The following is an 11,663-nucleotide window of genomic DNA, read 5'->3' as shown; positions in this document are numbered from 1 at the left end:
CATTTCAGTCGCGCGTGAGCTTCCGGTGCGTCACGCGGTGCGGGCGAGCGGCGTCGGGACCGAGGCGCTCGACCTTGTTGGCCTCGTAGCCCTCGAAGTTGCCCTCGTACCAGTACCAAGCGGCCTCGTTGTCGCCGAAGCCACCTTCCCACGCCAGGATGTGCGTGCACGTCCGGTCGAGGAACCACCGGTCGTGCGAGATCACGACGGCGCAACCGGGGAACTCCTCGAGGGCGTTCTCCAGTGAACCGAGGGTCTCGACGTCCAGGTCGTTGGTGGGCTCGTCGAGCAGGATCAGGTTGCCGCCCTGCTTGAGCGTCATCGCCAGGTTCAGGCGGTTGCGCTCACCACCGGACAGCACGCCGGCAGCCTTCTGCTGGTCGTGGCCCTTGAACCCGAACGAGCTGATATACGCCCGCGACGGGAACTCCTGCGTACCGATGGTGATGAAGTCGAGGCCGTCCGACACCGTCTCCCAGACCGTCTTCGCCGGGTCGATGCCCGAGCGGTTCTGGTCGACGTAGCTCAGCTTGACCGTCTGACCGATCTTGACCTCGCCGCCGTCCGGCTCCTCGAGACCGACGATGGTCTTGAAGAGCGTGGTCTTTCCGACGCCGTTGGGGCCGATGACACCGACGATGCCGTTTCGCGGAAGCGTGAACGACAGGTCCTTGATCAGCACGCGGCCGTCGAAGCCCTTGTCGAGGCTCTTGACCTCGACCACGACGTCGCCGAGGCGCGGCGGGTTGGGGATCTGGATCTCGTCGAAGTCGAGCTTGCGCATCTTGTCGGCCTCGGCAGCCATCTCGTCGTAGCGATCGAGACGTGCCTTGTTCTTGGCCTGGCGAGCCTTGGCGCCGGAGCGGACCCAGGCGAGTTCGTCCTTGAGGCGCTTCTGCAGCTTCTGGTCCTTCTTGCCCTGGACCTCGAGACGCTCGGCCTTCTTCTCCAGGTACGTGGAGTAGTTGCCCTCGTAGGGGTAGAGGCGACCACGGTCGACCTCGCAGATCCACTGCGCGACGTGATCGAGGAAGTACCGGTCGTGGGTCACGGCCAGGATGGCACCCTGGTACGCGGCCAGATGCTGCTCGAGCCAGAGAACCGACTCGGCGTCGAGGTGGTTGGTGGGCTCGTCGAGCAGCAGCAGGTCCGGCTTGCTCAGCAGCAGCTTGCACAACGCCACACGACGCTTCTCACCACCGGACAGGTGGGTCACACCCTCGTCCGGCGGCGGGCAGCGCAGTGCGTCCATGGCCTGCTCGAGCTGCGAGTCGATCTCCCACGCGTCGGCGTGGTCGAGCTTCTCCTGCAGCTCGCCCATCTCCTCCATCAGCTCGTCGGAGTAGTCGGTGGCCATCAGCTCGGCGATCTCGTTGTACCGCTTGAGTTGGACCATCGTCTCGCCGAGACCGTCCTCGACGTTCTCGCGAACCGTCTTGTTCTCGTCGAGCTCGGGCTCCTGCATGAGGATGCCGACGGTGGCGCCCTGCGCGAGGAACGCCTCACCGTTTCCGGGCTGGTCGATCCCGGCCATGATCTTGAGGATCGAAGACTTGCCGGCGCCGTTGGGGCCGACGACGCCGATCTTCGCTCCCGGCAGGAAGCTCATCGTCACGTCGTCCAGAATGACCTTGTCGCCGTGCGCCTTGCGCACCTTCTTCATGGTGTAGATGAATTCCGCCACGAGTTCCTCTCGATGTGCTCACCAGCGTGTGTGCCGGGCGGATCGCGCCGGCTGAGATGCCGACGACGGGGCCGACAACTGGGAGATGTGCTCGACGCGGAAGTCTACCGGGACCGACCGGTGCCCGTGAAACCGTTCGCGGTCAGCCCACCGGCACCGGCTCGGGCTCGGCCGTGTCCACCGCGGCCTCGGCGACGGTCTCGCCGGACTCCTGCCGCTCGGCCGCCTGACGCGGCCGGTCCACCTTGACGTGGCACCGAGCGAGATCGGGTCCCACCGCGGTGGCTCGGATCTCGAGATCGGCTCGGCCCACGCCCTCCTTGGTCGTGTACTCGTTGGTGTGCGCCTGCCCGAAGACGATGACCGAATCGCCCTTCATCAGCGACGCTCCGACCCCCGACACCAGACGTCGCCAGCAGCTGACCGAGGCGTAGAGCGTGTCCCCGTCCTGCCACTCCCCACTCTCGCGGTCCATGCGGCGCGAATTGCTGGCCACGCGGAAGCTGAGCACCTCGTCGCCGGACGGCGTGGTGCGCTTGATCGGATCAGTGATGACGGTGCCCACCACGGTCAGATACGACTCGTACATCGTTCCCCCCTCTCGCGGTCGATCCGGTACCGACCGCGCCCCCGACTCTGCGCCGCTCGCACCGCGGACAGAAGGGCCCGCGAGCACCTGTGGACGGCCGTCCACAGGAGCGCCGCGGGGGTTGACAGGAGGAGTGGTCAGGCAGTGACCAGCGAGTCGCCGGACGCCGCCAGCAGTGCGGCGTAGGCACCGCCGCGGGCGACGAGTTCGTCGTGGGATCCCGATTCGACGACGTGCCCGTGATCGAGCACCACGATGCGATCGGCCGACCGCACGGTGGAGAGTCGGTGGGCCACCACGATGGTGGTGCGGTCCTGCTCGAGCTGGTCGATCGCGTCGGCCAGAGCACGTTCGGTGGTGGTGTCCAGAGCGCTGGTGGCCTCGTCCAGAACGAGGACGGGCGGGTTGCGCAGAACGGTGCGCGCGATGGCGAGGCGCTGCTTCTCGCCACCGGAGAACCGGTAGCCACGCTCCCCCACCATCGTGTCGTAGCCGTCGTCGAGCGAGGCGATGAAATCGTGGATCTGCGCTGTGCGAGCGGCATTCTCTATGTCCGCGTCGGTGGCGTCGGGCCGCGCGAAGCGGAGGTTCTCGCGGATCGTGTCGTGGAAGAGATAGGTCTCCTGCGACACCACCCCGACCGTCGCGGACACGTCAGCGAGCGAGAGATCGCGGAGATCGACACCGTCGACCTCGACCGACCCGGACGTCGGATCGTAGAGCCGCGCCGTCAGATACCCGAGTGTCGTCTTGCCGGCGCCGGTCGCTCCCACGATCGCCAGGGTGCTCCCGGCGGGGACCGTGAGATCGATGTCCGTGAGCGTCGGATGTGCCGCACCCGGATAGTCGAAGCCCACGTGGCGGAAGCGCACCTCACCGCGTCGGGCCGTCGGATCGATCGGCGTCGGTACGGCGGGTTCGTCGATGTCCACCGGGAGATCGAGGTACTCGAAGACTCGGCCGAACAGAGCCAGGGAGCTCTGCACCTCGACGCCGGTGTTGAGCAGCATCATCGTGGGGCGGAACAGCTGAGTCTGAAGGGTGGTGAACGCGACCAGCGTTCCCACCGTCAACGCGCTGCCGTTGCCGATGGTGATGCCGGCGAACCAGTAGACCAGGGCCGGCATCGCGGCGAAGCTGATCGACATGGTCGCCATGCGCCACTTGCCCGCCATCATCGAGCGGAGTTCGACGTCGGCGACCTCGGACGAGCGTTCGGTGAACCGATTCGTGAGGACCGACGACGCGCCGGTCGTCTTGCCCAGCAGGATGCCGCTCACCGAGAGCGACTCCTCCACCTGGACGGACAGATCGCTGAGCAGGCGTTGCCGCACGGTGGAGATACGGCGACGCTCGTCGCCGACCCGCCGAGCGATGCGGACGAACACCGGCAGGATGGCGAGCGAGAAGAGGGCCAGTTTCCAGTCGAGCAGGAAGAGCGCGACGACGGTGGCCATGACGGTGGTCGCGTTCTGAGCGATCGACGTGGCCGTGTTGGTGACGACGGACTGCATGCCGCCGATGTCGTTGGCGATGCGCGACTGCACCTCGCCGGTGCGGGTACGCGCGAAGAAGCCGAGCGACTGACGCTGCAGGTGCGAGTAGACCTGCACGCGGAGCTGATGCATCAGGGCCTGCCCGATGCTGTTGGACATCCAGGTCTGGGCGACGCCGAGACAGCTGGTGACGACGGCGATCGCGATCATGCCGGCCGCGAGGATCGTCACCAGCGTGACGTCGGCGTTCGGGATGGCGTGATCGAGCATGTCGCGCAGGAGCAGCGGCGATCCCAGTGCCACGACGGCGCTGAGGGTGATGACCGCGCTCACCGCGGCGACCCGGCCGCGATAGGGCCGCAAGAGGGCGACGACGCGCCCGAGCGGTGCGGGCTGGTGGTCCGCAGATGTCGCGGGGGACTGCACCGGCCTTGCCGGTGTGGTGGAGGAACGCATATGACCTCCCTGATCGGGTAGAACTGAGGTTACCTCATTATGAGGTCGACCGCTGCAACGCTAGTATCGTCCCGTGCATTCCCACGAGAAGGATCCGGCCGATCTGGTCATGATGGTGGCCAGGTCGATGCGGCGCCGCCACATGGCCGCACTCGAACCTTTCGGACTCTCGCCCTCACACGGACGGGCACTGCGCGTGCTGTCCGGCGCGGCGGGACCACTTCGGCCCGGAGATCTGGCGGAACGGTTGCGCATCGCACCCCGATCGGCAACCGATGTCGTCGACGCGCTGGAGTCGGCGGGCTACGTCGCACGGCACGCCGATGCCACCGATCGTCGCGCGGTTCTCCTCGACCTCACCGACGAGGGGCGGGCACTCGCGGACACCATCGCGCAGGCGCAGCGCAGCGCGTCCGAGGCGATGTTCGCCGGCCTGAGCGCGGACGACCGAGCGACCCTCACCGACCTGCTCACCCGCATCCACGACGAATCCGGTGCAGAGAACCGCGTCTGACACGGTTCTCTGCACCGGATCCGGTGACTGTGTACGTCAGTGAGCGACGACGGTGGCACCCTCGGGTCCGTCGGGCAGCTTGCCCGAGCGGACGAGCAGCGCTGCCATCACCGAGCCGGCGAGGAAGATGCCCGACGCCCACCAGAACGTCGTGGTGTAGCTGGCGATCTCCGCGTTCATCCGGAGCAGCGTCGCGGCGGCCTGCGGATCCGCGGCCTGAGCCACGGCCGCCTGGTTGTCGGTCGCGTAGTTCGTCGCTGCCGTCGCCGCGATGGTGCTGAGCAGCGCCGTACCGATGGATCCGCCGATCTGCTGCATCGTGTTGACGGTCGCGGAGGCGACGCCGGCGTCGTCCGGCGAGACTCCGGACACGGCGCCCTGCATGGCCGGGGCCATCGTGGCGCCCATGCCCACGCCCATGACGAGCAGGCTCGGCAGGATGTGCGCGGCGTAGGAACTGTCGATCGAGATCTGGGTCAGCAGGGCCATGCCGGCCGACGCGATCAGCATGCCGGCGGACATGAGAACGCGAGGCCCGAAGCGCGGCAGGATGACCGACGTCGCGACGGTGGCCGTGACCACGAGGGTCGCGATCATCGGCAGGAACGCGAACCCGGTGGTGATGGGCGTGTAGCCGAGCGTGCTCTGCAGGTAGTACGTGAGGAACAGGAACACCGCGAACATGCCGGCACCGATGACGAACACCGCGAGGTACGCGCCGCCGCGGGTGCGGTCGAGCACGATGCGCAGCGGGAGAAGCGGATGCGTCGCCCGCGTCTGCAGGTAGACGAAGACACCGAGCAGGACCACACCGACCGCGAGGAAACCGATGGTCACCGCGTTGCTCCACCCGTCGGACTCGGCGTGCGCGAATCCGTAGACGATGGAGAACAGCGCCGCGGACACGGTGAGGGTGCCGGGGATGTCGAGTACCGGACGCTCGGTGGCGCGGTGCTTGGCCAGCAGGAGGAAGCCGCCGACGAACGCGATTCCCGCGAAGATCAAGTTGACGTACAGGCTCCAGCGCCAGTTCGCCCACTCCGTGAGCACACCGCCGAGAAGCAGGCCGATGGCGCCGCCGGCACCGGCGACCGCGCCGAAGATGCCGAACGCCTTCGCACGTTCCTTCGGATCCGTGAACGTCGTGGTCAGCAGGGACAGCGCTGCGGGAGCGAGCAGGGCGCCGAAGACACCCTGTCCCGCACGGGCCGCGACCAGCATGCCGAAGTTGACGGCTGCGCCGCCGACGGCGGACATCACCGCGAAGCCGACGAGTCCCACGAGGAACGTGGTGCGGCGACCGAAGAGGTCACTGAGTCGACCACCGAGCAGCAGGAGGCTGCCGAATGCCAGAGCGTAGGAGGTGACCACCCACGAGCGGTCCGCGTTGTCGAAGCCGAGATCGAGCTGTGCGGCGGGAAGCGCGATGTTCACGACGGTCGCGTCGAGCACGACCATCAGCTGGGCCAGGCCGAGTACGCCCAGGATGAGCCAGCGAGTGCGGTCGGGCGCGTCGTGCGCGCTCGACCGAATCGTCGGTTGGACGTTTCCGACGTCGGATGTGGTGGAAGACATTGATCCTCGCTTCGGTACGGCGTGAAATGGAGCTATACGGAGGCGTACGCTCCGGATAGCAAGACGATAGCAGCGATGCGGAGGTATGCCCTCCGGTTAACCGACGAACCAGGACGAAACGGACTGTGAAACCCACCACAGCGGCGAAGCCGCTTCGAGCGGACGCCGAGCGGAACAAGCTCAAGATCATCGACTGTGCGCGAGAGTTGTTGGCACGCAAGGGTCTCGAGATCACGCTCGACGATGTCGCTGCGCGCGCCGGGGTGGGTGTGGGCACCGTGTACCGGCGGTTCGCCAACAAGCAGGAACTCATCGACGGCATCCTCGAGCAGCGTCTGGTCGACGTGCTCAGCCGCGCAGAGGTGGCCGCGGAGGCCGACGATCCCTGGGCTGCGATGGTCGATTTCTTCGAATTCATGTGTCGACACATGGCCGCGGACCGTGGTCTCGGTCACGTCGTCCTCGGGTGCGACGACGGCCTCGACCGCATCGCGGCAGTCCGGTCCAAGCTCGAACCGACCATCAACACTCTCATCCAGCGCGCCCAGAAGGCCGGGAAGCTCCGCCCGGACGTGCAGCCCGGCGACCTCTTCACCCTGGTGCGGATGATCGTGGCCGGCGCCGAGGTTGCAGACGAGGTGGACGAGGACAACTGGCGACGCTATTTCGCCCTGGTGATCGATTCCCTCGCGGCGGTGCCGGATCGGTCGGTGCCCCTGCCGGGTCGAGCGCTGACACCGGACGAGATCGTCAGCGTCAAGAGCAGATTGCACGGGAGGGCGTCGTGATCGACAACGTGGTCTCCCCCGTGCTTCCCTCGCACCCCGGGCATCCGATGCTGGTGGCGCTGCGCAGTGACGGAGCGTTCCCCCAGTTGGTCCGCTTCGCACTGGTCGGCGGGCTCAGCAACGTCCTCTACGTCGCCGTGTTCGTCGCGATGCACAGCGAGGGTTCCATCGTGGCCAATGCCGTCGGAGCAGTGGCGTCGACCGTTCTCGCCAACGAACTGCACCGCCGTCTCACGTTCCACGCCGCCGATCGGGTGGGCTGGTTCACCGCGCAGTGGGAGGGCGGCGGACTGGCACTCATCGGTCTGGGCGCCAGCACCGCAGCGCTGACCGCGCTCGACGTCGCACTGCCGACCGCCGGCGCCGCGTTGTCGGCCCTGATCCTGGTCGGAGTCACCGCCCTCGTCGGCGGACTCCGCTTCCTCGCCCTGCGCGGTCTGGTCTTCTAACTGCGCTCACGCTCGCGGCGCGCCAGCTCCGCGAACATCGCGTTGTGCGCCGCGAGGTCCGCACCGTCGTCGCGATCGGCCGCCCGGTCCGTGCGGACCGCTTCCTTCCGGTCCGTGTTGGACCACTGCACCAGCAACGCCAGCATGACGAGGATCAGCGGGATCTCGCCCGTCGCCCACGCGATGCCGCCGCCGAGTCGCTGATCCGCCAGGAGGTCGGAGTTCCACGGCAGCGACAGGCCGCGGAAGAAGGTCTGGCCCATCACCGTCTCGGTGCTCATCAGCGCGATACCGAAGAAGGCATGGAACGGCAGCGATCCGAACACCATCGCCAGCTTGGTCACGGGCGACAGTCGACGCGGTGCCGGATCGACGCCGATGACGACCCAGTAGAACAGGTAGCCGCTCAGCAGGAAGTGAGCGTTCATCAGCAGGTGGGCGCCGTGCGAGTCGACGGTCGCGCCGTAGATGCCGCCGAGGTAGAGCGCGTAGAAGCCACCCACGAAGATGACGGCCGCGACCAGTGGCTGGGTGAGGAACCGGGACACCGGGCTGTGCAGGGCCTCGAGGATCCACTCGCGCGGTCCCGGCACACCGTCCCGGCCGGCCGCAGGCAGCACCCGTAGGGCCAGGGTCACGCCGCCGCCGAGCGCGAGCAGCACCGGGGTGAGCATCGACAGCACCATGTGCGAGCCCATGTGCACGCTGAACATCGCCATCGAGTAGCGGTAGACACCCGACGACGTCGCGAACAGCAGCGTCGCGCAGCCCAGGACCCAGGCGATCGTGCGACCCACCGGCCACGCGTCGCCACGGGCCCGCAGTCGACGAACGCCGAGGAGGTAGACGACGGCCATGACGACGGCGGCGGTGCCGAAGATCAGGTCGAACCGCCAGTCGAAGAGGAAACGCCCGAGGCTCGGGGGCGCGGTGAGGTCGTATCCCAATTCCGCCTCGGTGAGCGTCAGCTCCCGAGCGCTCCCCAGCGGGGGCGGTGTCCGGGAGAGTCCGACCGCGAGCCCGATCGTGGCCGCGAAGACCAGTACCTCGGCACCGGCGAAACGCACGAGATTCGCGCGCGACGTCGGGTCCGCGGCGAGCGCGGGCAGGGCGCGTCGACGCTGGGTGTAGCCGAACACGCCGAGGACGACCAGGGCGACGACTTTGGCGAGTACGAGTCGGCCGTAGGTGGTGTCGAACAGATCTGCGGGCTCGACGCGGACGAAGGCGTTGACCACTCCACTGACACCCATGACCACGAACGCCACCGTGGCGACCGCGGAGAAGCGGCGCGCCGCGACATCGGTGTGCGCGCCGGCGCGACGGGCATGCGCCAGGACGGCGAACAGTCCGCCCGCCCAGAGCGACGCGGCGAGAAGATGCAGGATGAGGCTGTTGGTGGCGACGTCGTGCGATCCACCGGACGACGAGTGCCCCGACAGTGCGAGAGGCATGAGCGAGCCGAGCGCGACCACCAGCAGGATCGGCGTCCACGACCACCGCAGCACGGCACGTGTCCCGAGTGCGAGCACGATCGCGATGATCGCGGTCCACTGCCACGCGCGGGCCAACTCGATCTGCGACAGGCCCGACCACAGGTTCTCCGGACGCAGCGCCTCGGACACCGGCTGACCGGACGTGTCCGAGAGGGTCAGCGGCACCAGCACGATCGCGCAGGCCGCCCACACGATTGCCGCCGACGACGCGGTGCGCAGCGCGCGATAGCCGTCGATGTCGAGGACGCCCGATCTCTGCGGCGGCACGAGGAAGGCTGCGAGCAGCAGAGAGCCCACGGCGATGACGGCCGCGACCTCCCCGAGCGCGCGCACAGCGGGCAGACCGTACGTCGTCACCGGACCCGGATCCGGGATGCCGAGCAGGACCAACGCCTGCGATGCGGACAGCGCGACGATCAGGCCGGCCACCACCGCGGCGATCAGTCCGGCACTCGCGAACACGCCTGCCGATCCGGCTCGTCGCGCCCCACCGTCCGGTTCCGCGGTCGCGGAACGCGGTGCCTCAGTCGTTGCCATACCTCCAGGGTAGGAGGTGACCGGCATCGCAGCACCTACGGGACGTAGTAGACGCGCAACTCACACGTCACCCCTCCGGCGAGTACGCCGGAAACGTCGTGATCCTCCGTGCTGCAGCAGCAGTTCGGACGTACTCGCGAGGGGCGTCAGTGGTGAATGCGTCCCTCGCGCTCCCCCAGCGGCCGCCCGTTCCCGCCCCACCGCCTCGCGACGATCTCCGCCGCGATCGACACCGCCGTCTCCTCCGGTGTCCGGGCGCCGAGGTCGAGCCCGATCGGGGACGACAGTCGCGCGAGCTCGTCGTCGCCGATTCCCACCTCGCGCAGTCTCGCGACCCGATCGTCGTGGGTTCGCCGCGACCCCATCGCACCCACGTAGCCGACGCGGGGCAGCCGCAACGCCACCTCGAGCAGCGGCACGTCGAACTTGGGGTCGTGGGTCAGTACGCAGATCACGGTGCGCTCGTCGATCTCACCCTCGGCCTGCAGTCGCTCGAGGTAGCGGTGCGGCCACTCGACGACCACCTCGTCGGCCGTCGGGAATCGCGCGGGTGTCGTGAACACCGGACGCGCATCGCAGACGGTCACGCGATACCCGAGCAGCGCACCCTGACGCGCCACCGCCGAGGCGAAGTCGATCGCACCGAACACGATCATGCGAGCACGGGGCGCGAAGGAGTTCACGAACACTGTCATTCCCTCGCCGCGCCGCTGACCGTCGGGGCCGTAGTGCAGGACACCGGTGCGGCCCGCTTCGAGAAGACCACGGGCGTCGTCGATCACCGCGGCATTCGCGCGGGGCGACCCGATCGTGCCGGACGCCGCCACCGGGTCGACGACCAGGCGAGAACCGACCCGCGCAGCATCGGGGTGCTCGAGGACAGTGGCCACCGCGACCGGCCGGTGCTCCGCGATCGCCGACGCCACCGCACCGAGCTCCGGAAAGGAGGATCGGGACACGGTCTCGACGAAGACGTCGAGGATGCCTCCGCAGGTCAGACCCACCGCGAACGCATCGTCGTCGCTGACTCCGTAGCGATGCAGACCCGCCTCACCGTTCTGCGCGGCCTCGTACACCGCGCCTTCGACGCAGCCACCGGACACCGACCCGACGACTCTGCCGTCCGCGAGCACAGCCATCGACGCACCCGGCGGACGCGGTGCCGATCGGAACGTGCGCACCACGGTGCCCACGCCCACGGACTCCCCCGCGCGCCATGCCGCGAGCACCTGGTCCATCACGTCCTGCACGCCTGCTGCCTTCCCTCGGAGCGAGAAGTCTAAGCCGCACCTCCGGCCCGGGCAGGGCGCAGCGCCTCGCTACACTCGACGGCGCATCGGACACCGTTGCACGCCTCCGTAGCTCAGGGGATAGAGCAAGGGCCTTCTAATCCCTTGGTCGCAGGTTCGAATCCTGCCGGGGGCACCACGGCGCTCATTCGCCCATCGAGAAGACGACGACGGCAGCCACGAGCACCGCGATCAGCGCCACCACGGGTGCGCCGAGTCCGACGATCGCGAAGGCCGCGGCGCCGAGAATCGCTCCGCCCGCGAGCGCCGCCCACATCAACAGCGGGCGGACCCAGGATTCCGAGCTGCGCCCCTGGATCCGAGCGGCGATCGTGCGTGCCATGGTCACGAGCGTCCCGGTCATGTACGTGAGGCTGATGCCGCCGTCCCGCTCGAACACCGCGTTCTCGGCGCCCATCGCTGCCGCCACGATCAGAGCGGACACCAGGGTCGCGCCGCCGCCGAGGTGCACGACGCCGGCCGCCGCCAGCAGTACCGCGACGAGCAGGAGGACGACGGTCTTACGACGCCGGCCGGCGAGGTCGCCGACGAGCGACCCGGTGACGACCCCGCCCACGAACGACACGATCACCACGAGCCCGACGGACGCCGCACCGAGATGTCCCGCAGTGAGTTCGACGGCCGCCCGAGTGGTGTTGCCCGTCATGAAGGAGACGAAGAAGCCGCCGAGAGCGAGGAAGCCGACGGCGTCGACGAAGCCCGCCACAGCGGCGAGACCCAGCGCCACGTGGGCATCGCGGCGGCGGTCGTGGGTGCGCTTCACGCGGTC

Annotated in this window: 10 protein-coding genes and 1 tRNA gene; 4 read left to right on the top strand and 7 right to left on the bottom strand. The window is 68.4% G+C overall.

Annotated features, from left to right (window positions below; translation table 11 throughout):
• Positions 1 to 4: 4 nt before the first annotated feature.
• The 3 genes from ettA to QE397_RS05300 form a co-directional block, all read right to left on the bottom strand.
• A complete protein-coding gene (gene ettA, locus QE397_RS05310) occupies positions 5 to 1,684 on the bottom strand; it encodes an energy-dependent translational throttle protein EttA (RefSeq protein WP_027505632.1) in 1,680 nt (559 codons plus the stop codon).
• Between the two features lie 142 nt (positions 1,685 to 1,826).
• Positions 1,827 to 2,273, bottom strand: a complete 447-nt coding sequence (ssb, locus tag QE397_RS05305; protein ID WP_051613327.1) for a single-stranded DNA-binding protein — start codon at positions 2,271 to 2,273, stop codon at positions 1,827 to 1,829.
• A gap of 137 nt (positions 2,274 to 2,410) precedes the next feature.
• Positions 2,411 to 4,225, bottom strand: coding sequence for an ABC transporter ATP-binding protein (locus QE397_RS05300; RefSeq protein WP_307092187.1), 1,815 nt, complete (start codon positions 4,223 to 4,225; stop codon positions 2,411 to 2,413).
• 73 nt (positions 4,226 to 4,298) lie between these two features.
• Between QE397_RS05300 and QE397_RS05295 the strand changes: the two genes are divergently transcribed.
• Positions 4,299 to 4,739 (top strand): MarR family winged helix-turn-helix transcriptional regulator, encoded by a 441-nt coding sequence (locus QE397_RS05295; protein WP_027505630.1) that lies wholly within the window; start codon positions 4,299 to 4,301, stop codon positions 4,737 to 4,739.
• 36 nt (positions 4,740 to 4,775) lie between these two features.
• Here the strand turns inward: QE397_RS05295 and QE397_RS05290 are convergent, their stop codons facing one another.
• Complete coding sequence (locus QE397_RS05290) at positions 4,776 to 6,314, bottom strand: MFS transporter (protein WP_056445939.1); 1,539 nt, start codon at positions 6,312 to 6,314, stop codon at positions 4,776 to 4,778.
• Positions 6,315 to 6,439: 125 nt separating this feature from the next.
• On the opposite strand from QE397_RS05290, the gene QE397_RS05285 reads away from it, so the two are divergent.
• Positions 6,440 to 7,102, top strand: coding sequence for a TetR/AcrR family transcriptional regulator (locus QE397_RS05285; RefSeq protein ID WP_222630196.1), 663 nt, complete (start codon positions 6,440 to 6,442; stop codon positions 7,100 to 7,102).
• Positions 7,103 to 7,149: 47 nt separating this feature from the next.
• Positions 7,150 to 7,551: a GtrA family protein gene (locus QE397_RS05280; protein WP_155957030.1), complete on the top strand. Its 402-nt coding sequence runs from the start codon at positions 7,150 to 7,152 to the stop codon at positions 7,549 to 7,551.
• Here QE397_RS05280 and QE397_RS05275 read toward each other — a convergent pair.
• Both QE397_RS05275 and QE397_RS05270 read right to left on the bottom strand, forming a co-directional pair.
• Positions 7,548 to 9,584, bottom strand: a complete 2,037-nt coding sequence (locus tag QE397_RS05275; protein ID WP_056445944.1) for a cytochrome c oxidase assembly protein — start codon at positions 9,582 to 9,584, stop codon at positions 7,548 to 7,550. The genes QE397_RS05280 and QE397_RS05275 overlap by 4 nt on opposite strands.
• Positions 9,585 to 9,730: 146 nt before the next feature.
• Positions 9,731 to 10,822 (bottom strand): XdhC family protein, encoded by a 1,092-nt coding sequence (locus QE397_RS05270; RefSeq protein ID WP_373425276.1) that lies wholly within the window; start codon positions 10,820 to 10,822, stop codon positions 9,731 to 9,733.
• Positions 10,823 to 10,936: 114 nt separating this feature from the next.
• On the opposite strand from QE397_RS05270, the gene QE397_RS05265 reads away from it, so the two are divergent.
• A tRNA-Arg gene (locus tag QE397_RS05265) sits at positions 10,937 to 11,012 on the top strand.
• 6 nt (positions 11,013 to 11,018) lie between these two features.
• On the opposite strand, the gene QE397_RS05260 is transcribed toward QE397_RS05265, so the two are convergent.
• Entirely contained in the window at positions 11,019 to 11,657 is a 639-nt protein-coding gene (locus QE397_RS05260; RefSeq protein ID WP_027505624.1) for a YoaK family protein, read from the bottom strand.
• Positions 11,658 to 11,663: the final 6 nt, after the last annotated feature.

Origin of the sequence: Rhodococcus sp. SORGH_AS_0301, assembly GCF_030818285.1 — a bacterium.
In the GTDB taxonomy this organism is placed as follows: Bacteria; Actinomycetota; Actinomycetes; order Mycobacteriales; family Mycobacteriaceae; genus Rhodococcoides.
This window is presented reverse-complemented; position numbering and strand designations above follow the sequence as displayed.